The organism is Oceanispirochaeta sp. M1 (genome assembly GCF_003346715.1).
Taxonomy (GTDB): Bacteria; Spirochaetota; Spirochaetia; order DSM-2461; family DSM-2461; genus Oceanispirochaeta.
Map to the genome: position 1 here is coordinate 155,547 of NZ_QQPQ01000004.1, position 21,004 is coordinate 176,550.

Here is a 21,004-nt window from a genome sequence, read left to right on the forward strand (position 1 = left end):
TAGATTTTAAGGAGTGAGAATGGAAGGATTAGCTGTAATACTGGGCTTGGGGATATTCTTCTCACCTCTCATTGCTGTATTGTTTTTGAGGAAACGGATCAGATCCATTGAAGAACTCAATGCTGATCTGCAGAAGAGGGTCTCAAACCTTGAATCCGGTTTGAATTCAGCATCAGAGGATACAGGGGAACTATTTAAGTCAGATATAGCGCCTGTGCATATGAACACCGGGATTTCTGATGTAACAGAGACTTTCGATGAGACCTCAGCTGTTCAGGAAGTAAAACCCCTTCGAAAAACCAGAGAGAGAAAAAAAGAGAAAAAAGTATATCCCATTCTTCAGCGCCTTGAAAAACAGTTTCTGGAAAACTGGAGCGGTATTGTAGGCTCTGTGATTATGGTTCTGGGAGCCGGTTTCTTAAGTATCTACGCGGCCCTCAAGTTTGACGAGTTTGTCCGGTTTCTTCTTCTGCTCCTCCTCGCGGCCCTGCCGGGAGTTCTTTATTATCTTTTAAAAGACAGAGAGAAATGGCAGCGTCAGGCCCTGTGGATGCGGAGTATCAGTGCCGCCATATTCCTGTTTGCCTGCCTCGGATCTGCGGGAATACCCGGCCTTCAGTGGATTCATAATCCCATACAATCCCTGGGACTGCTGATTCTGGGAATTGCCGTGAACCTGGCCCTCTCCTCTCTGGGAAGAAAAGAGGAGTTTGCCTCATTTCACTGTCTGTTGAGTCTTCTGGCCCTCTCTGTGCTGCCGCCGGGTTTTGTATCCCTCCTTATGGCCGTGGTCATCACTCTCTATGCCTTGATTCACTGTTATAAAAATCGTTGGGAACTCCATCTTCTACTGGTCCTCAGCGGATTTTTCGCTTATCACATGTACTGGATGTACAGCCTCTGGGGACCTCAGTTTGATGCCCTTCGCCTGCAGGGAGCGGCTGCCCTCTCTCTGATTTTCCTGGTCTCAACCTTTGTACATTATCGTAAAAGTTATGCCAGCCCCCGGTTCCAGGTATTTCCATTTCTCACACACCTGATCAACTGGCTCTATTTCTCGGTGGGGATGTATCTTTATATCGGAGATAAACCGGAAAGAAGTATTGTCCTGTTTGCCGGAAGTCTTCTGGCATTAAGCCTCTCTCACCGGGCAGCCAGAAAAGCAATTCCCTGGCTGCGGAGCAGCAGTGTTGTCATGGGGCAGATCTTACTCTGCGCCGGACTTGTAAGCCTTAAGGGATGGGATGTCCCCTCCATTATGATCAGCGGATTCCTGTATGTGGAATTACTGCTGTTTCTCCAGATTATAATCCGGCAAAAACGCAGGGAACTCTACCGCTTTGCCCTCTGGTCCTACCTCCTGGCTGCGGGGATTCTGCTTTTTCTCTGTCTGAAAACAGAGGGATTGAACAGTCTCATTTATGTTACGGCTCTGGCTGTGACCGCCCTCCTTCATCACAGAATGCTATGGAAAAGGGAGGACAGGATCTGGCTGAGTGAGGATTTCCCATGGAGACTTAAGAGAGAATTTTCCATCACAGGATTTCTTGCCGGATTGGCAGGGAGTGCCGCCCTGATACTGCTTCCTCCTGACTGGGGAACGTATCAGTACCTTTACGCTGCGGGTCTGTCGATCATCATACTGACCGCCTACCGGCAGTCAGAAAGCAGAGGACTGGGGACAGGAGTATTGACTTACCTGGTTCTGTTCTCTCTTATGGCCGCAGACACTCTCCTCTCTGCGGAATCCCTTGGAGTACAGGAGCTCGCCGTTATCCTATCCCTTGTTCTAAGCATTGGATTGAGTTTTTTCTGGGAGGAGAAGGTCTCAAGGCTTATCAGCATTTGCGCTCTTATTATGGCCGTCCTGACCCTCATGATCACAACATTTTTACTTTTTAATCCTGTGTCTCCCCTTCTACCCGGTTTTTTCTGGCTGGGCGGGGTTCTTCTTCTCATTAGACTGCCGGGTCTCCCCCAGCGATTCAGATCTATGGCGATCCTCTTTCTTCTGAGCTTCCTGATCCGTCACTTTATGGTGCATATTAACTATTCAGAAAACTGGGGATTCTGGAAACTCCGCTATTTTTCTGACCTGGCTCTTCTTCTGGTATTCTTCCTGTGGAGACGACCTGCTGAAGAAAAATTACATCCACTGTTCAAAGGCATTTTGGAATATTCTCTTGATCTGGGACTCCTGATAACGGCAGTTCTTATCGCAATAGAAGTGGATGGCCCCTGGGTACCCTTTGCTCTGAGTGGAGTAACACTCTCCATTCTGCTCTACAGACTGGCAGGAAAAACAGCCCCTCGTATGCCGCTCTACAGTTTGCTGTACTATATGCTGAGTCTTACGGGTGTGAGTCTGAGTCTTCTGAATAGACCGGAAGTAAGTCGATTAGCTGCAGTCCTGAGCCTGCTGACACTCCTGGGAGCCCTGCTGCTCTTTTTCAGAAAAGAAGATTTTCGCAGCACAGCCCTTCCCTCTCTGGAAAAATACAAACACGGTCTGCTTCTCTATTCCCTGGCCCTTGTGACTGCGTTCTTTGTGTATGAGAGTTTTGATTCCAGCTATCTGACACTGCTTTTGGCCCTGGAATGTTTCTTTATCTTTTCGGCCAGTCTGTTTCTGGGAGAATCCCATTTCCGGATACTATCCCAGGGAGGACTGCTCCTTTGCGTTATCCGTCTTATCTTTATCGATCTGTCCGAAAGTACGGTACTTCTTAAAGGGCTTGTCTTTCTGGGAGTTGGTCTGATGATGCTGGGAACCAACAGCCTGTATAACAGGTATAAGGATAGATTCAAAGTTAAAGAGCTGGAAGAGTAATAAAGCTTACTCGAAGAGCCTCAAAACCTCGTCTTCTTTCATACTTGTGAAAACAGAAGAGTCATCGCTCAATATACCGTCCATCAGGGCGGTTTTTTCTTCCTGCATTCTGAGGATTTTCTCTTCGATGGTATCCCTGACAATCATCTTGTAGGAGATAACCTTACGGGTCTGCCCCATACGGTGGGCCCGGTCAATAGCCTGACGCTCTGCGGCGGGATTCCACCAGGGATCAAAGAGGACGACATAGTCGGCGGCAGTCAGGTTGATACCCACGCCCCCGGCTTTAAGACTGAGAAGGAATATTCTGACATCCTCATCTTCCTGAAAACGGCGAATCTCCTCGGAGCGGTCGGTGGTCTTCCCGGTAATCATTGAGTAATCCCAATGCTGATCCCGACAGAAATCGGCCATGGCATTGAGTGTCCCGAGAAACTGGGAGAAGATCAGGATTTTATGATCTTCCGTAAGAACCTCATCCAGAAGATCCTTGAGGGCTTCCATCTTACAGGAGCTCACCAGGGCGGCATCTGCATCACCGGTCATAGGCGGATAAATGGCCAGCTGTCTGAGTTTAAGGAGAAACTGAAAAATCTCTACAGAAGATCCGGCCAGTCCCTTATCATCAAGCAGTCCCTTGACCCGGGCTCTGTAAAAATCCCTGTATTTATTGTAGAGCTCCGCCTGAGCGGGGATCATCTCGCTGTAATGGATGATGATTTCCTTAGGAGGCAGATCCTTCAGAACATCTTCTTTCTTTCGCCGCAGCATAAAGGGAGAGACAGTATCCCTGAGAATACCGAGGGCCTCTTTATCTTTCTTCTTCTCAATGGGCTGGGCAAAACGGTTGAAAAACTCTTTGCTGCTCCCCAGAAGTCCCGGATTGAGAAAACTGAACTGGGACCAGAGTTCCATGGAGTTATTCTCAAGAGGAGTACCTGTCAGCGACAGGCGGTGACTGCTTTTAAGAGAGCGGACAGCCTTAAAAATCCTGGACCCCGCATTCTTTATATAGTGGGCCTCATCCAGAATGATGTAGTCAAAATCAAATTCAAGAAAAAGATCCACATCATTTCTCAGGGTGTGATAACTGACAATAATCAGATCATATTCTTTAAAATGCAGGGCCTCGGAGATTCTGTCGCTCCCCCCGTGACGATAGCTTTTAAGTCCGGGGGTAAACTTTGTAATCTCGTTTTCCCAGTTAGCCAGTGTGACAACCGGAGCCACCAGCAGGCTGGTCTTCAGCTCCCCTGTAGTCTTGAGATGCTGCAGCAGACTCAGGGTCTGCAGTGTTTTCCCCAAACCCATATCATCGGCCAGACAGCCATGACAGTCTGTCTGATGGAGTCTCAAAAGCCAGTTGAATCCGGCTTTCTGATAGGGACGCAGGGTTGCATTCAGCCCCTCGGGCTGATCAAAACTCTCCTCATGAGAAGCCTCACGTATTGCTCGGGCCTGTTCCAGAATATCGTCTGCCGGGGATTCATCCCTCTGGGCAATCTGTTCATAGATATGATCAATAACAGAGAAATTCCGGACAGAAGTTTCCAGGCGGCCTTCATCATTCATCCCCTGACGTCTTAAATACTCAAGCTGCCGGAGATCACTCTCGCTGAGTTTGACATAACTGTCACCTGTGCTGATGAGTCCAAGGGTCTGGTAATGGTCATCAAAAAAGAGTTTTTTCAGCTCTTCTGTGTCCGGGTCTTCCACCATGGCATCAACTTCCAGCCAGTCAGTGGTGTTCCCTACATTGAAGGAGACCGAAGCAGCACTGCTGATCTTTCTATCCTCCAGCTGAAGTTCCACCCCCAGGGCGTTGAGTCTTTTGCTGTAATAGGCCAAAAACTCTTCCAGTGATAGATCCAGGCGGAGATCCCCCTCTGTATTGCCGATAAGAAGTCCCGCGTAATAGCCTTTTTCAAAGTTAAGATGATCACTGATTGCCTCAACTATTTTCTTCACAAGTTCAGATTCCCGATCCTTGTCTCTTTTTAAGATCACAATCACGGGAGCCTCTGCCGAATTTAATCCTGACTTAAGAGATGAAAGATCCGGTGGAATCCAGGTCAGAGCTGACTGATAGGGAACATCCTGATGTCCGTAGCGGAAAAAGAAAAAGGTTTCTGTCTTATCCTGCCGGCTTCTGAGTTTAAGAACAGGTCCCGGAGATGATTTTCTGACTGAAACAGGGGAATAGTTTTCATCCAGATGCAGAGAATGATGGCTCATCTTCTCTGTCAGACGGAGAATTCCCTGTATATCCGCAGGGAGAAACCCCTGGCTCTTGGAAAGAAGGAGGTTCACAAAAAAGGATGTATTTGAGTCTTCCGGAAGAAACGCGAGGTTTCCACTATCCTCGTCCAGACAGAAAACCCTTTTGTTCCTCAAAACAATGGAAGAACGTTTCAGTTCCCGATGAAGGATTTCACCTGTCTCATCTACAAATCTGTACTCAGGGCTGTAGAGAGGCCGGTCGTCATGAAGCAGTTCTTTAAAATGGAATCCCGTCTCCAGGCTTGCGGCCTTATGAACGGTGATGGGAGTCCTGCCGCTGGTAAAGAGTTCATCCTGAGCAAGTACCTCATGCAGACACTCTTCAAGGGGCATAGATCCCCCTTCACCACTCTCATCTGAGCCGCAGAGTTTATCCAGAAGATCCTGTTGTACATTGCTGAGGGGAGAGATAGGCCGGGAGACCTTATAACGGAGGATTGCCCCGCTTCTAAGTCCTTCCCGTAGACGAAGCAGTGCCGGACGGACCCGGATACCTGTCTCACCGTTCCCGGCCAGAGTAAAAACAAGATCATACCGGGGCGCCTCTGTCTGAATATGAAACTCATCATCCGAGAGTCCCTGAAAAAGGGGAATATCATCACTTGCCGACACAGCTGCGGCATCAGAGACAGCTGCCCGGATGCCCCCCCGGGCTGACGGTGAAGTAGTAAGTGATGCTGAATCATCAATACCGGCTGCCTCGGGAGGAACCGGAGCTCTGCTCCTGCTTCTTTTTGGGGCTTCCCTCAGCCCGGAAGGTTCCGAGCTGAATGAAAAGAGATCTCCCTGGAGAGAATCCTGAGGATCGGGAGAAGAAAAACTGCTCTCCTTTTCCAGTACAGGAAGTTCATGAAACCAGTGGTCCTCCGGGAATTTCTCATCCCCTGCCTTGAGAATCAGTGCAGCCAGATGAACACAGGGTTCGGTGCTGCTGCATTCACAGCTCCAGAACAGCGTATCTTCCCGATGATGAAGCTCAGTCTCAAAGGGCATAGGCTGATCTCCCAGGACAAATACCCTGAGACGATAGGCCTCGGCCTTGAGATTATATACCCGGTTTTCCCGCTTCAGTCCCCTGGCTTCGGGGAGGAGGGCCGGATTAAATTGTTCAGCAAAATCGGGAGACAATATTTTCAAGAAAATCCTCTAATATTCATAAAAAGGTTCTACACTCCCTTAAGAGCATAGGCCCAGCGTCCACTTTTGAAACGGAAGACTCCTATGATGGTAATAATCAGGTTGGAAACACTTATGGCATACCAGACACCTATGATTCCCCATCCAAGAAAAAAGGCCATAAACCAGGCAAGGGGCAGACGCAGAGCCCACAGACGTCCCAGATGCATAAGCATCAGCGAACGTGTATCACCGGCACCCTGAAAAGCACCGGCTAAAATCATGAACACAGCAAAAACTATAACAGATGGCGACATAATGCGGAAGAGCCGGGCTCCTTCAAATATAACCTCCGGATCATCCACAAAGAAGCGGATGAACAAAGATCCGTAAAAAAAACAGAACACCATACCCGGGATAATATAAAGAAGTGAGAGAATAGTACCAGTCCTGACTGTAGAAGCCGCCCTGGGGGCATCATCGGCCCCCAGAGACTGTCCCACCAGACTTGTTGTACCCCGGGCAAGCCCCTGTGCCGGCATATAAAAAAGAGACTGAATTCTGTTAACAATACCGAAGGCGGCAATCACCGGAGTGCCGAAGGAGTTTACAATGCCGTGAAGAACGGTAAATCCCAGAGAAGAGCCCATCTGAGAGAGGGATGAGGGCAGTGCGACTCTGACCAGAAGAGTCATGGATTTCCTGTCATAGAGCATATACTTCGGATACAGCCTGATTCCCTGCCGTCCCCGAAGGAGAATTATTATACCTGTAGCAGCTGCGATCATCCTGGAGAAAACCGTAGCCAGGGCGGCACCCTCCACACCCAGTGCGGGAAAAGGACCGACACCGAAAATCAGCACAGCATCCAGAGGAATATTCACCGCCGTTGCCAGCAGCTGAATCCTGAGGGCCGCTACTGTATTACCCGTCCCCTCCATGGCGCTCTGCATAATGAAAAACCCATACATAAAGGGAACTCCCAGACAGATAATCTTCAGATAGGAGGCAGTCAGGGAAAAAAGCTCATCCGGAGTCTGAAGCAGCCGCAAAAATGGCTCCGACAGAAACCATCCGGCAACAGCCAGGATAAAAGATGTAAAAATAAGAAGTCCTGCAACTTGCCCCAGGAAGAACTCCGCTTTTTTCAGATTTTTCTGTCCCACAGCCCGGGAAATAAGAGTGGTCCCTGCGGCAGAGATTCCCAGACCCGCCAGAATAATAAGCATGATGAAGTTGAATGCAATGGAAGGTCCTGAAACTTCCCTGGGGCCCAGACGTCCGAGAAACCAGCTGTCCGTCAGGTTATAGACAGTTTCGGCTCCGTTGGCCAGCATAACCGGTACAGCGATCTTCAGAAGAGGACGTAGGGTACGGCTGTTTTTCAGGAGAGATAATTTTTCTCTGAGCATGAGGGGCATTCTACAGAAGAGAAACCCTTTTGTCATGGAAAAAGTCACTCTACCGGAATTGACGGGTTTCCACTTGAGGGATTATACTATACATATGAATAGTTGTTTTAAAATTGAAGAATACGCTCCGACTCTGGACAGACCGGAAAAATGGAGGCCTCCCGAACACAGTGCAGAAGGAGTGCCCTGCTACGGAGACCTGATCAAGGCAGGCTTTCCCTCCCCCGCCGCAGACTATAAAGAAGATGTGCTGGATTTTAACAGCTACCTGATACAGAACCCTGCCGCCAGCTTCACTGTCCGGGTGGAAGGCGACTCTATGGTGGATGAGGGCATCCAAAGCGGTGATCTGCTGATTGTGGACCGCAGCATCACTCCCCGGAGCAATATGATTGTGGTAGCCATTCTCTACGGAGAGTTCACCGTCAAGAAACTGGTAAAAAAAGAGGGCCGCCTCTGGCTCTGTCCCGGTAACCCCTCCTACGATCCGGTGCGTATAGAACTGGAGATGGAATTCCAGGTATGGGGGGTAGTTACCTATGTAATTCACAACTTCCTGCCGGGGAAAACAGGGTGAACAGGAATAGAAAGATGACAGCCCTGGTGGACTGCAACAGCTTCTACGCCTCCTGTGAAAGGGTGTTCCGCCCGGATCTGACAGGCAGGCCTGTGGTTGTACTGTCCAATAATGATGGCTGTCTTGTAGCCATGAGCCGGGAGGCTAAGGAGATGAACATTCCCCGGGGGGTGCCCCTGTTCAAGGTGCAGAAACAGCTGAAACAGGCAGGAGCGGCGGTGTTTTCCTCAAACTACACCCTCTATGACGACCTCTCCCGCCGGGTCATGGATATTCTGGAAGGATTCACCCCTCAGCTGGAAGTCTACTCCATCGACGAGGCCTTTCTTATACTCCAGGGGAGTCGTGAAGAACTCCTGAACCAGGCCAGCCGAATTTGTGAAAGAGTATATAACTGGCTGGGCATCCCCGTTTCAGTCGGTATAGGCTCAACCAAGACTCTGGCTAAAATAGCCGGAAAAAGGGCTAAAAATATCCCCGGGGGAGTCTGCTTCCCTGCAGAGGAAGAGTGGCCGGAAATTCTGGAGGCCACTGATGTGGGGAAGATATGGGGCATCGGCAGACAGTATGCCCGCAAGCTTCACAGCCGGGGAATTATCAGCGCCGCCGACCTTATGGCTCAGGAGGAGAGCTGGGTAAAAAAAGAGATGACCCTGGTAGGCCTCAAGACCCTCTGGGAACTCCGGGGCAGACCCAGTTTCACCCTTGAAGAGACACCCTCCCCTAAACAGGGAATAATGACATCCCGGAGCTTCTCATTTCCCGTGACCGAAAAAGAGGACATTCTGGAGGCCGGTGCGGATTACGCCTCGGGGGCCGCGGCAAAGATGCGGGCTCAGGGCTCCTCATGCCGGGTAATCCATACCTCGGTCATGACCAATCCCTTCAGGGAATCAGACAGACAATATGCCCGGGGAATAACAGAACAGCTCAGTTTCCCCATGAATTATCCCCCCTCCATAGTGGCCGTTGTCCGCAGACAGCTGGAAAAGCTCTACCGTCCGGGTTTCCGCTACAAAAAAATATCCGTTTTTCTCAGTGAAATCGAACAGACGGGAGAGGAACAGATGGATCTTTTTTACAGTAAGGATGACAGATCAACGGCGGTAATGGAGGCGGTGGATCATATAAACAACCGCTATGGCAGACATACACTTCACTGCATGCCCCTGCGGCCTGAAAGCTGCTGGCAGATGAAAAGGCAGTACCTGTCTCCCTGCTACACAACAAAGTGGAAGGATATCCCTGTTGTCCGGTCAGGAGCTCCGCTGCCGACTCCCCTGAAAGCCGAACAATCATAAAGACTTCACCCTATATTTGTTTACTATTCAGAAAACGGCCATAAGATGATCACAGGATTCACACATAAGTTCTTTATATTCTGTAACATAAACTAATCGTTGTTGTTATCAAGGTAATGAACCTAACAATCAGGGTTAGTTAAGATTTTTTCATTTTACTTTCTCCATTTCAGAAGCTGTTACGTTGTGACAGCTTCTGTTTTTTATAAATGGAGTGTTACTGCTCCCTTCTCAGAGATCCTTTTTCAGAGACATATAATCCCACAACCCTCGAGATAACAATGGCCACGTATAAGGTTCCCACAATGCCTTCAGATGTAGCAGCAAGGCGGGCTAACTCACTCACAGGAACGATATCACCATAGCCGAGACTTACCAGGGTCACAAAGCTGAAATAGAGAAGATCCAAGTCTCCATGAGCCGTATAAAAGGCCTGGGGATCGAAATAGAGGATAATGGAATAAAATGAGTTCCAGAGATTTCCCATAAGAAGATAGATGGCAACCGATCCATAGAGGGTATCCGCATCCACATCATGTGAGCTGACAAGACTCCTGAACAGACTCTGAACCAGTGCCATAAAAAAGAGCACAGCCGATATAAGGATGCATATATAGATAATATTACTTTCTATAAAAAAATTGATCCATCTAAAAACAGTCATAATAAAATTGAGCAGCAGAAGGATCGTAAGTCGGTGTCTCTCTTTTCTATACGCCCAGACAAGAGCCAGAGCAATAACAGTATACAGAAAAGCCCCAAAAAACTTCTGAACCGATGTCTGCCCAACCAGCAGATAACGTATGACAAAGTTAATAATCAAAACAATAGTAAGAGAACGAAATCTGGATTTATGAAGCATCAGGACTCCCTGCTGTATAAGCTGTCATACAGAGCAAAGTGATCTTATTTTACTGAGAAGAAATTCATCATGAATCGGTTTTCTGAGAACATCGCTCATTCCGGCCTGTATAAAGTCTTCCTGCAGCTCACTTTCACCGTGTGCCGTAATAGCCAGAATAGGAATATCTTTATTTTTACTGCGGATTTTCTGAGCTGCCTGTATGCCGTCAACACCGGGCATACTCACATCCATAAGAATCAGCTGATAGTTATTTTTCTCAAAAAGCTCCAGCGCTTCCAGGCCGTCACAGGCCTCATCGATATGCCAGTTCTGCCTTCTGAGCAGGGTTGTCAGATAGAGGCGACTCACATAGTCATCTTCAGCAACAAGGACTGAAAATGTCTTATTTTGCTCTATAGTACTATTCCCTGGGGGGGTGACCTCTTCATTGACACTGCTGCTTCCCCTTGAAGAATCGTTGTCCACTGTCTTATTCTGAAATTCATTAATGAGAGTCAGGGTCTTTTCAGCTGATAAAAGCATGTATTTAAGAATATCGATCTGCTCATCTGTCAGCTCAGTCTCTTCAAGAAGACTTCCCATACAGATGACACCGTTCAAAGACGAGCGCATATCATGAAAGATACTCCCCCGCCCCTTCATCAGCCGATACTCCCCAGATCTTCGATAATATTAAAAAAGTCTGAAAACCCGAGCTGATCAAAAACACCTCGGACTTTCGTATCCATCTTAAGGAGGTAGAAAGGACTGTTTTTATGATCTGCCTGAACACGTATTGTGGTGAATGTTCCGATACCGCTTGATGAAATATACTGCAGCTCACTCAGATCAAGGATAAAAGGATTATCTTCCCAGTCAGAACCGAAAAAGTCCATAACCGCATCTGCGAATTCTATTGAATTGCTATGGTCAAGATATCCTTTAAGAGACACAACAGCAGCAGGTGGATCGAACTGATCATTCATGGAGCACTGTACAGTCAAACCTTCCTGATTATCATTTAGACGGTTTAATGTGCTGAAATCCAACATTACAGAATTACTCCTTTAATCTAAACTGACCAATTTATTCTTAACTGACAACTTTGTACCAGCTGCATAATTGTAACATAAGAGAGTGCTCTTATCAAATATGACATTATGAGTCAAAAAAAAAGCAGTACAACCAAATGCTGTACTGCTTGCAGATTCCCTGTCTCTTCAGATCTTCTACTTATGTGTATCAGGTTTTTTTTTGAGTGATGTATAAAGAAATCTTTTAATCTTCATAGAAGGAGTCTTTTCAAAAGGCTCCTCCTGCTCAATCATTTTCCCCAGACGGCTCAGGGTATTGAGGCTGCTGTTGGCAGTCTGTCTGATCTTCTCCAGAGTCTCTTCTCTGATTTTATTCAGCTCTTCAGGTTTTCCCTTCAAATTTTTAAAAAAATCATCAAGTTTATCAGAATTGAGTTGGACCCTTCCTACCAGGGTATTACCGATTCTTGCAACAAGAGATTCCTGAACAAAAGGGTCTCTGTTTAACACAGCCTCGATCTCCTCGGGATAAATATTCTCTCCGTTGGGTCCTAGAATCATATTTTTCAGACGGCCTTTGACAAAAAGGACATTATTCTTATCCAGATATCCAAGGTCTCCAGTCTTAAACCAGCCGTCTTCAGTAAAGACTTCGGCGGTCTTCTCTTCATCCTTGTAATAACCAAGCATAATATTGGGTCCCGTCGCCTGAATTTCACCATCCCCGGTCTCGGGGTTGATATCAGCAACTCTGAGCTGAACATCGGTAAAGGGTTTGCCAATGGCTCTATAGACTGAAAGGGCAGGTGTATCTCCTGCCAGACAGGGCGCTGTTTCTGTCAAACCATAACCTACAGAATATGGAAATTTCGCATCCCTGAGAAACATCTCTACATCTGGAGCAAGAGGAGCACCGCCCACTCCAAAAAATTTCAGATTCCCCCCAAAAAGAGCCTTCAGTTTCTTACCCGCCACAAAACGGTTCAAAAGAAATCGGGTAGGTCTGAAGGCATAAAGTGCCTTCAATATTTTTTTTGAAGCAAATTTGGGAGCAATACTGCTTCTATATATTTTTTCAATTAGGAGAGGAACAGTGAGCATTTGCTGGGGTCTGACCTTCTGCAGCGCCGGCAGCATAATTCTTGCAGTAGGTGCACCCTTGATGTAATGAATCGAAGCTCCGCTTATCATGGGAAGAATGAGTCCCAGGGTACATTCATAGGAATGAGCCAGAGGCAGAACTGAAAAAAATGAATCTCCCTCATTAGCATCGCAAATCGGTATTCCGACATAGGCATTATGAGTGATATTTTTATGAGAGAGCATTACACCCTTTGAATTACCAGTAGTACCTGATGTGTACAGAATTGCTGCAATATCGTCTTCTTCAGAAGCATACAGATGATCATCTTCTTTGAAGCTGTCATCCTTCAACAGATTTCCTGATTCCTCAAAACTGACCGAATCTTTATCTTTTAGTATTTTACCGCATTTTAATCCATCTTTGATAAGAACAATTTTATTGGATTTAGCAGGAGCACTGTCAGCAATTTTTTCCAGAACTTTCTCGGAAATGAAAAGAAATACAGAGTCTGAATGATCAATTATATTGAGAGTTTGTTCTTTGGGAAAATCAGGCATGATGGGAACAGAGACAGCACCCATAGTTGCAACGGCCAGATATATCTGTCCCCATTCAGGGCGGCTCTCACTGATCAGAGCAACCTTGTCACCAACCTGTACTCCGTTATCTTTTAGATAGCTTTGGATTCTTTTAATATTTTTTGCTACCTGACCATAACTCTCACTCTCTTCTCCGGCATATCCGAGAAAATTCAGATCTTTATAGGCCTCGCGGCTTTTGGACCAGGTATCACTCAATGTGTATTTATCTAGTTCATATGTCATTGATTAAACTCCATTTTTAAACTTGTACTTTTATTTTAACATCACTCACTCAAAAAGTGTATTGTGAATAACCACTCACATCTTGAACGCAATTATGCATATGGTCAAAGTTTTTTTACACAATAGTACATGTTCATCGTATGAAAAATAGTAAAGTTCCACTATTTTGTGCAGTATATTCAAACTAATCATGAAATTATGAATGAAATATAATGTTTCAAACCATATTACCGTAAAAACAGTCAATTCCACAAAAAATCCAGTTCCTGGAATAAATCCTTTCAAGAACTCTCCTATTTACAGTATTTATCTTAAAACGTATAGTTTCAAAAACCCTTCAGCCCTGTGCTGAAAAAACATCAGAGTGATGATTACACTACCAGGGAGCATTTAGAATCCTGGTGTTACTCACTCTGCTAGAGAATAGGAGAAAACCGTGAAGAAAGTCGGGATTATTGGATGGAGAGGAATGGTAGGGTCAGTGCTGATGGACAGAATGATGTCCGAGGGCGATTTCACCAGAAAAACAATGGAGCCTCTGCTTTTCTCCACATCCCAGGCCGGGCAGAAAGCCCCTGATTTCGGAAGAGAACTGCCCCCGCTGGCAGATGCCTTTGATATTGATTTATTGAAAAATCAGGACGTAATTATTACCTGCCAGGGCGGCTCCTACACGGAAAAAATATACCCAGAACTTAAAAAATCCGGATGGAAAGGTTATTGGATCGATGCAGCCTCAACCCTGAGAATGAAGGAAGACAGTCTTATCGTACTGGACCCAGTGAACAGGAATGTTATAGACAACGGCTTAAAGTCTGGAATTACCACATATGTGGGTGGAAACTGTACCGTCAGCCTCATGCTGATGGCTCTGGGCGGACTGTTCAAAGAAAACCTCGTAGAATGGATGACATCCATGACCTATCAGGCAGCATCCGGAGCCGGTGCAAGAAACATGAAAGAACTCATCTCACAGATGGATGTACTGGGTAAAAGCGGAGAAAGAATGCTTGATCCCGCCAGCGCCATACTTGAACTGGATAAAAAGATAAGCGAAACAATGCGCAGTGCTGATTTTCCGACAGATCAGTTCGGAGCTCCCCTGGCCGGCAGCCTGATCCCCTGGATTGATAAAGCCATGGATAACGGGATGACCAAGGAAGAGTGGAAAGGATTTGCCGAAACCAATAAAATTCTTATGAACGACCCTGCAATTCCAATTGACGGACTCTGTGTCAGAATCGGTTCCATGCGCTGTCACAGCCAGGCACTGACCATCAAGATGACCAAAGATCTGCCGCTGGATGAAATTGAAGATATTATTAAAAATGACAATGACTGGGTAAAATTCATCCCCAACAGCAAGGAAGAATCCCTGGCCGGCCTTACACCTGCAGCCGTATCCGGAAAACTGACAGTTCCTGTAGGAAGAGTCAGGAAACTGAATATGGGTCCAGATTATCTGACAGCATTTACCGTAGGTGACCAGCTCCTCTGGGGTGCAGCAGAACCTGTAAGACGCATGCTGAATATAACTCTGGATCATCTTGAAGGATAATCAGTCAAATTAAAAAATATAAAAACCCGCCTGTTCAGGCGGGTTTTCTTTGCTATACTGATAGTAAGGGAGGCTCTGATGACCCGTCGGCAGAAACTAGTATTGATTCTCTTAACCACAGTTACCCTCTCCCCTCTGTGGGCATTCAACTACGGAGTCCGTTTCAATTTTGGACTGAGCAGTGGAACAGGATCAGAATGGTACAAAACTCTGGACCAGGCCGGAAGCATCAGTTTCAACAAAGTTATCCCTACCGTCGGAATAGGTGTGTTTACAGAATTCGATATGACACCGGACTTATTATTTACACCGGAACTTAACTATGTACTGAACCGTGGAACTTCAATGGCAGATGATTTTGACAATTTCATAAGGACACAGACAGTCCACTCAATAGAGATTATGCTTCCCCTTGCTCATGATTTCAAATTTGATTCGGGTAATAAGGCATTCAGAATATTGGGCGGTTTTCAACTTCTCTACTCCTTTCATCTTGAACAAAGCATTGAAATCAACGGTAATGAACGATTCACACCGGATATGAAAAATCTGAAGCCTTTTTCCATGGGCTTTGTTCTGGGTGGTGGATTAGAGTTCAGAAAACAAAAAAAGATGTCCTGGTTTCTGGATATGAGAATGATTATTCCCGCCTCTGTAAGAATAGAATACTCACTGCCCGACGGCAGTACTAATGAATTCAAGACCCTGGAGCTGCTCTTGGGCAGTGGTATTAAATTTTAAGAAAAATTCAGAAATAACGGGAAATGATTTCTACGGCCTGTTCCATCCACATGGCATCAACAACATCAAATCGGCTTAAGCCTGGACTATCAATATCCAGAACAGCCAGGACTTCATCCCCTTTAGATATGGGAACAATAAGCTGAGGATAATCGTTCTCCCGATCTCCACTGATTTTAAAGGGTTCAAACATAAAACAAGCCTCTTTTATTTGCTATAAAGTATAGGCAGGGAAATGTAATTGACAAGGCCTTTCCCCAGCTTGATAATACTGCTTATGATTCATAAAGCTAGAGCCTATCCCCGGGCCGCCCTTATCGGAAATCCGTCTGACGGCTATTTTGGAAAAACAATTGCATTCACTTTCAGTAACTTTCATGCAGACGTGACTCTTTACGACAGCCCGGAGCTGGAAATACTTCCGGCCAGGAGAGATCAATCCCGATTTTCCTCCCTGGAAACGATGGCCTCTGATGTTGATCAGTATGGATATTACGGAGGCATCCGCCTGATAAAAGCCTCATTAAAAAAATTCCATTTCTGGTGTTCAAAGAGAGAAATCCCTTTACACAGACGTAACTTCACAATCCGCTATCACACTGATATTCCAGCCCATCTTGGACTGGCCGGATCATCAGCAATAATTACAGCATCAATGAGAGTGCTCATGGCATTTTACAAGGTGGATATTCCCGAATATCTCCTGGCATCCCTGGTGCTCTCGGTTGAAACAGAAGAGCTGGGTATCGGTGCAGGACTTCAGGACAGGGTTGCCCAGGCATATAACGGCATTGTTCATATGGATTTTGAAAAAAGTCTGATAGAAGAGAGAGGCTATGGCGAATACAGTCGGCTGGATAATGTAGTTCACCCGGATTATTACATCGCATATAAGGTGGATAGTGCGGAAGGCACCGAGCTGTTTCATAATAATCTACGCTACCGCTGGGAAAACGGTGATGTAGAAATTATTAAAGCCATGAAGGGTTTTGCCCGGCTGACTGATGATTACCGGGCTGCTCTGGAAGCAGGAGAAATAGCCCTTCTTGACCGGATTATCAATGCCAATTTTGACCTGCGTCATTCCATTATGAACCTGAACCCTGATCATGTCCGGATGGTGCAGACTGCAAGGGAGGCCGGAGCCAGTGCCAAATTTACCGGTTCCGGCGGTGCACTTATCGGCATCAGCAATGGAGAAAAGGGTTTCAGACATCTGAAGGCAGCCCTGGAAGCCATGGGCTGCTGTGTGATACGCCCCCGAATAACCTTACATTGAAACAACTAGCAGAACAAAGGAGCCACAGATGATGGTAAAAAAAGCAGTAATACCCGCAGCAGGATATGGTACAAGATTTCTCCCGGCCACTAAAAGTCAGCCCAAGGAGATGCTGCCTCTGGTTGATACTCCGACAATACAGTATGTAGTTCAGGAAGCTGTAGATGCCGGTATAAAAGATATATTGATGATAATCGGTCGGGGAAAAAGATCCGTTGAAGAGCACTTCTCCAGAAATTTCGAACTTGAATATCAGCTTCGTGAGAAAAACAAAACCGAAGAACTGGCAATGATTAAGACAGTACCCGATGATGTCCGCATTCATTTTGTCTGGCAGCATGATCAGCTTGGTCTGGGCCATGCAATAAGCTGTGCAAAAGATCATGTAGGGAACGAACCCTTTGCAGTACTTCTGGGAGATACGGTACTGGAGGCAGCTGCCGGTGCACCTCCCGTGATCAAACAGCTGATGGATGTATATGAAAAGCACGAAGAAGCCGTGCTGGCCCTGGAAGAGGTTCCCATGGAAAAAGTGAGCCGTTATGGAGTAATCAGCGGCAGCCTGCAGGAGGGGAATGTGTATGAGCTGGATGGACTTATTGAGAAACCATCCATGGAAGAAGCCCCTTCCAATCTGGTAATAGCCAGCCGCTACGTACTGCCACCGGAAATTTTCAGTGCTCTAGAAATGACCCCTCCCGGTAAAAATGATGAAGTGCAGCTTACAGATGCCTTAAAAATAATACTGGGCCAGAGTACGGTAGAAGATGGAAAAGTTATCTTCAACAATGAGAGTGCTAACGAACGGAGAATGTTCGGAGTTAAATTCAAAGGTGTCCGTCATGATATGGGAAACAAACTGGATTTCCTGAAAACAAGTATTCTTTACGGAATGCGACATAAGGAATTCGGCGAAGATTTAAAAGACTGGATGCGAAATCTGGATCTGGACTGACCAGTTAAATCTTATTTTCTCTCAAGGTATGTAATAAGCTGTATACCTCATTATACAGCTTATTATTAATGACTTTTAACTCCTTAACATCATATTCGAGCCGGAACAAACAATGCTCCTCCCGACCTGTACTTCTCAGGTTAGTTTCAATAATACTTCCAATAAGACAGTTCATAGAAATACCCTCCTCAGCTGATAACCTGGCAAGAGACTGATGAATTGCAGGTGCGATTCTCAATGGAATTTTACCCCTGTATCTTTTATCAGCAACTGCCTCGTTCAAAGCGCTCCTGGAGCTTAGGGAGTTTTTAATTATTGCTTCAATCTGAGAATCTACTGCATCAAGCACCGAGTTTCGGTCTGTCCCCTGGACGTGTATAGAAGGGATTTCGACGCAACTTGCTTCATAACAGAATATATCTTTAGACCAGTAGATTCTAACTGTATAACTATGATGAAGATCAACAGACATTTATTTACTCCTCAATAAAATATGAGATACTCAGGCCTTCATGCACTTTCAGCCTCTTTCGAATGCGGGCAATTCTGATATCATATGTGATATCACTTTCAGACTCATTCGAATTCGGCCAATTCTGATATCATATGTGATATCACTTTCAGCCTCATTTGAATGCGGGCAATTCTGATATCGTATGTGATATCACTTTCAGACTCATTCGAATGCGGGCAATTCTGATATCATATGTGATATCACTTTCAGCCTCATTCGAATGCGGGCAATTCTGATATCGTATGTGATATCACTTTCCAGGCCCTCCTATCCCTTTGCTTTTAATCACTGCGAGAAGTAATCTGTTGATTCAAAGTTTTTATATTTTACCGAATGGCGAAGAGGGATTGCAGTGGAGATGCTCCCTGCCTGCCTGGCGACCAGCCGGATCAGCGGGGCGGGTTACTTCCAGGATGACTTAAACTCCAACTGGCAAAAGAGTCAGAGAGGCCTAAGAGCTAAACAATTGATTACCCCTTAGGCCACATCATTACATTTCTATTTTTTGTATTTAAAACTCTCAAAATACAGAATCATTTTACCATCAAGATCTGGACGAGCAGTAAGCTCACTGACCAGGGCATAACCCTTTTTAGTATGAATGGTCAAAACAGCTTTGCAGGCATCCAGTGTTCTATTACCGAAATCAAGATCCGCTTCATAACGGTCGGCGTTTACACCTTTCCTGGGGATGTCCATGGTGTATTCATAAAACCAGGAGGATTCTGAGCTGTAGCCGATTTGCAGTGTAGCCTTTCCGGTCATTTTATCACTGTTGTTCCAGCCTCTTACGGCTGAAGGATTGATAGAGGGCCAGCCGAAACGAACGGCCAAATCGGGCTGAACGGCGGGTTCGGGTTCTGCAGGTGGAGCAGGCTTCGGAACGGGGGTTGGTTCTGCAACAGGAGTTGGATCTGCTACAGGGGCTGTCTCAGTGGGGGTTGCCGGTACAGCTGCAGGAGTACTTGGGGGAGAAGGCTGCTTTTCCGTAGCCGCAGGTTCTTCAAAGAGGGACGGTTCAGACTTGGATGTAGCAGGTTTTGGAACTGGAACCACTGCAGGGGCCGTCTGAGTTTCAGTCTCAGGCTCGACTGCTATTTTAGCTGGAGGAGCAGGAGTTGCCTGCACTTCCTGAACTGGAACTTTGGCTCCGGCCACTGCCAGGATTTCTCTTATTGCTGCACCGTGTTTCTGATTTTTCTGTGTGAGAATATATGGGGTATCACCATCTGCATTTGCAGAATCTACATATATTCCGGAGGTCAGCAGCAGACGGACAGTTTCAGGAGTACCTTTTGCAGCTGCTTTGTGCAGAGCCGTATTTCCGGATTTATCTGTACTATGGGGGGAAGCTCCGGCAATCAGCAGTTTTCGAACCATTTCAACATCTGAAGATCCGGCAGCATATAAGAGAGCGGTCTGTCCGCTGGCATCCTTCAGGTCCGGTTCAGCTCCGGCCTGCAGAAGGAGAGACAGAGAATCTCTGTGTCCACCGGCGGCGGCCATGATCAGAGGGGTATATTTCTGCTCGTTCCGACTGTCTACAGGAACCCCCTTATCTATCATTAACTTGACTATCTTAGTGTGAGCAATACCGATAATAAGAAGGTTGTTTCCTTTGGCATCCCTTATTTGATAAGAGAGTCCGTTATCAAAAAGAAGATTAAGGATCTCAATGGCACCTGTTTCTGCGGCCTTATATCCGGTAGTTTCACCCTGGGGAGTAGCCGCTTCGGGACGAGCTCCCTTTTCCATAAGAAGTTTAGCAATGGTGTCCGGTCCTTTCCCGGCGACAGCACTGTTATACAGTGACTTCATCAGGATTGACCATCCGGAGGAATCCTTTACTGACCAGTCGGCTCCCCTATCAAGGAGAAATCGAACCATTTCTGTTTTCTGGGCAGAGACTGCAGTAAACAGAAGGGTTTCCCCTTTATCTGATTTTGTTTCCAGCTCAAATCCGTTGTTCAGCAGATATTTCAGGACCTCTTTGTTACCCGATGCTGAGGCTGTAAAGGCTACCTTGCTTACATTCGTAGAACTACGATCCAGAGCGGCACCTTTTTCTATCAGAATATTGCTGGTCTGATTTATTCCTGAGGGTTTCTGAGCATCCTTACTGAGACTGAGAGTCAGTGCAGACCATCCGCCGTTGTTCTTATGATTCAGGTCGGCACCGTTGGACAGGAGCATTGTCATCATTCCCTGATTCTGGGAAGATGCTGAAAGAGTCAGGGCGGAATCACCTGAGGGGATTGTTACATTCACATCCGCGCCTCTCTGCAGAAGAAGTTCTGCGGCAGCCTGTTTCCCGGGGATAACAGCATAGATAAAAGCTGTACGTCCATTATTATCTTTCAGACTTATGATGGCTCTGTTATCAAGTAGAAAGTTAATTGCCTGAATCTGACCGGCTTCAGATGCGTACATAAGAAGAGTAGTTCCACCTCTCTGAGCCTCATTAACATCTCCGCCTTTATCAATAAAGTCCTGCAGAGATTCTAAATCTCCTTTTTTTGCAGCACGGACTTCAACACTGGCACAGCCGCTTATGAGTGTTATTAATAATATAATTGCTAAAAATAAAATGCTCTTTTTTCTGTTCATATATTTCTCCAAATTTCTGATATCACCACATTCTTGATTCTAAGACAG

At 46.2% G+C, this 21,004-nt stretch carries 16 protein-coding genes; 7 read left to right on the forward strand and 9 right to left on the reverse strand.

The window, feature by feature from the left end; genetic code table 11:
* Positions 1-19 precede the first annotated feature (19 nt).
* Entirely contained in the window at positions 20-2,830 is a 2,811-nt protein-coding gene (locus DV872_RS03970) for a hypothetical protein (protein ID WP_114628551.1), read from the forward strand.
* A gap of 6 nt (positions 2,831-2,836) precedes the next feature.
* Here the strand turns inward: DV872_RS03970 and DV872_RS03975 are convergent, their stop codons facing one another.
* Both DV872_RS03975 and DV872_RS03980 read right to left on the reverse strand, forming a co-directional pair.
* The gene (locus tag DV872_RS03975) at positions 2,837-6,247 is read right to left on the reverse strand and encodes a DEAD/DEAH box helicase (protein ID WP_114628552.1); all 3,411 of its coding nucleotides are present in this window, start codon (positions 6,245-6,247) and stop codon (positions 2,837-2,839) included.
* A 29-nt stretch (positions 6,248-6,276) separates the two neighbouring features.
* The gene (locus DV872_RS03980) at positions 6,277-7,674 is read right to left on the reverse strand and encodes an MATE family efflux transporter (protein WP_114628553.1); all 1,398 of its coding nucleotides are present in this window, start codon (positions 7,672-7,674) and stop codon (positions 6,277-6,279) included.
* Between the two features lie 58 nt (positions 7,675-7,732).
* Here DV872_RS03980 and DV872_RS03985 point away from each other — a divergent pair, with 58 nt between their 5' ends.
* Positions 7,733-8,215: a LexA family transcriptional regulator gene (locus DV872_RS03985; protein ID WP_114628608.1), complete on the forward strand. Its 483-nt coding sequence runs from the start codon at positions 7,733-7,735 to the stop codon at positions 8,213-8,215.
* On the forward strand, positions 8,212-9,516 hold the full coding sequence (locus DV872_RS03990; RefSeq protein WP_158546821.1) for a Y-family DNA polymerase: 1,305 nt from the start codon (positions 8,212-8,214) through the stop codon (positions 9,514-9,516). The genes DV872_RS03985 and DV872_RS03990 overlap by 4 nt, the downstream gene beginning before the upstream one ends.
* A gap of 217 nt (positions 9,517-9,733) precedes the next feature.
* Here the strand turns inward: DV872_RS03990 and DV872_RS03995 are convergent, their stop codons facing one another.
* The 4 genes from DV872_RS03995 to DV872_RS04010 all read right to left on the reverse strand — a co-directional run bounded on the left by DV872_RS03995 (position 9,734) and on the right by DV872_RS04010 (position 13,302).
* Positions 9,734-10,378: an ion channel gene (locus DV872_RS03995; RefSeq protein WP_114628555.1), complete on the reverse strand. Its 645-nt coding sequence runs from the start codon at positions 10,376-10,378 to the stop codon at positions 9,734-9,736.
* 24 nt (positions 10,379-10,402) lie between these two features.
* A complete protein-coding gene (locus DV872_RS04000) occupies positions 10,403-11,023 on the reverse strand; it encodes a response regulator (RefSeq protein ID WP_114628556.1) in 621 nt (206 codons plus the stop codon).
* A complete protein-coding gene (locus DV872_RS04005) occupies positions 11,023-11,412 on the reverse strand; it encodes an STAS domain-containing protein (RefSeq protein WP_114628557.1) in 390 nt (129 codons plus the stop codon). The genes DV872_RS04000 and DV872_RS04005 overlap by 1 nt, the downstream gene beginning before the upstream one ends.
* Before the next feature lie 177 nt (positions 11,413-11,589).
* The gene (locus DV872_RS04010; RefSeq protein WP_114628558.1) at positions 11,590-13,302 is read right to left on the reverse strand and encodes an AMP-binding protein; all 1,713 of its coding nucleotides are present in this window, start codon (positions 13,300-13,302) and stop codon (positions 11,590-11,592) included.
* A gap of 436 nt (positions 13,303-13,738) precedes the next feature.
* Here DV872_RS04010 and asd point away from each other — a divergent pair, with 436 nt between their 5' ends.
* On the forward strand, positions 13,739-14,860 hold the full coding sequence (asd, locus tag DV872_RS04020; RefSeq protein WP_114628560.1) for an aspartate-semialdehyde dehydrogenase: 1,122 nt from the start codon (positions 13,739-13,741) through the stop codon (positions 14,858-14,860).
* Positions 14,861-14,938: 78 nt separating this feature from the next.
* Entirely contained in the window at positions 14,939-15,601 is a 663-nt protein-coding gene (locus tag DV872_RS04025; protein ID WP_114628561.1) for an outer membrane beta-barrel protein, read from the forward strand.
* A 7-nt stretch (positions 15,602-15,608) separates the two neighbouring features.
* Here the strand turns inward: DV872_RS04025 and DV872_RS04030 are convergent, their stop codons facing one another.
* Positions 15,609-15,794, reverse strand: coding sequence for a hypothetical protein (locus tag DV872_RS04030; RefSeq protein ID WP_114628562.1), 186 nt, complete (start codon positions 15,792-15,794; stop codon positions 15,609-15,611).
* 84 nt (positions 15,795-15,878) lie between these two features.
* Between DV872_RS04030 and DV872_RS04035 the strand changes: the two genes are divergently transcribed.
* Complete coding sequence (locus DV872_RS04035) at positions 15,879-16,880, forward strand: mevalonate kinase (RefSeq protein WP_114628609.1); 1,002 nt, start codon at positions 15,879-15,881, stop codon at positions 16,878-16,880.
* A gap of 28 nt (positions 16,881-16,908) precedes the next feature.
* Complete coding sequence (gene galU / locus DV872_RS04040; protein WP_199563423.1) at positions 16,909-17,835, forward strand: UTP--glucose-1-phosphate uridylyltransferase GalU; 927 nt, start codon at positions 16,909-16,911, stop codon at positions 17,833-17,835.
* A gap of 4 nt (positions 17,836-17,839) precedes the next feature.
* On the opposite strand, the gene DV872_RS04045 is transcribed toward galU, so the two are convergent.
* On the reverse strand, positions 17,840-18,307 hold the full coding sequence (locus DV872_RS04045) for a toxin-antitoxin system HicB family antitoxin (RefSeq protein WP_114628563.1): 468 nt from the start codon (positions 18,305-18,307) through the stop codon (positions 17,840-17,842).
* A gap of 540 nt (positions 18,308-18,847) precedes the next feature.
* Positions 18,848-20,956 carry an ankyrin repeat domain-containing protein gene (locus tag DV872_RS04050; RefSeq protein ID WP_114628564.1) on the reverse strand — a complete coding sequence of 703 codons (2,109 nt, stop codon included), beginning with the start codon at positions 20,954-20,956 and terminating at the stop codon, positions 18,848-18,850.
* Positions 20,957-21,004: the final 48 nt, after the last annotated feature.

Bases quoted from the DNA above. Each gene is read 5' to 3' on its own strand.
- DV872_RS03970 (WP_114628551.1), top strand. From the start codon at position 20: ATGGAAGGATTAGCTGTAATACTGGGCTTGGGGATATTCTTCTCACCT.
- DV872_RS03980 (WP_114628553.1), bottom strand. From the start codon at position 7,674: ATGACAAAAGGGTTTCTCTTCTGTAGAATGCCCCTCATGCTCAGAGAA.
- DV872_RS03985 (WP_114628608.1), top strand. From the start codon at position 7,733: ATGAATAGTTGTTTTAAAATTGAAGAATACGCTCCGACTCTGGACAGA.
- DV872_RS03995 (WP_114628555.1), bottom strand. From the start codon at position 10,378: ATGCTTCATAAATCCAGATTTCGTTCTCTTACTATTGTTTTGATTATT.
- DV872_RS04000 (WP_114628556.1), bottom strand. From the start codon at position 11,023: ATGAAGGGGCGGGGGAGTATCTTTCATGATATGCGCTCGTCTTTGAAC.
- DV872_RS04005 (WP_114628557.1), bottom strand. From the start codon at position 11,412: ATGTTGGATTTCAGCACATTAAACCGTCTAAATGATAATCAGGAAGGT.
- DV872_RS04010 (WP_114628558.1), bottom strand. From the start codon at position 13,302: ATGACATATGAACTAGATAAATACACATTGAGTGATACCTGGTCCAAA.
- DV872_RS04025 (WP_114628561.1), top strand. From the start codon at position 14,939: ATGACCCGTCGGCAGAAACTAGTATTGATTCTCTTAACCACAGTTACC.
- DV872_RS04030 (WP_114628562.1), bottom strand. From the start codon at position 15,794: ATGTTTGAACCCTTTAAAATCAGTGGAGATCGGGAGAACGATTATCCT.
- DV872_RS04035 (WP_114628609.1), top strand. From the start codon at position 15,879: ATGATTCATAAAGCTAGAGCCTATCCCCGGGCCGCCCTTATCGGAAAT.
- galU (WP_199563423.1), top strand. From the start codon at position 16,909: ATGATGGTAAAAAAAGCAGTAATACCCGCAGCAGGATATGGTACAAGA.
- DV872_RS04045 (WP_114628563.1), bottom strand. From the start codon at position 18,307: ATGTCTGTTGATCTTCATCATAGTTATACAGTTAGAATCTACTGGTCT.
- DV872_RS04050 (WP_114628564.1), bottom strand. From the start codon at position 20,956: ATGAACAGAAAAAAGAGCATTTTATTTTTAGCAATTATATTATTAATA.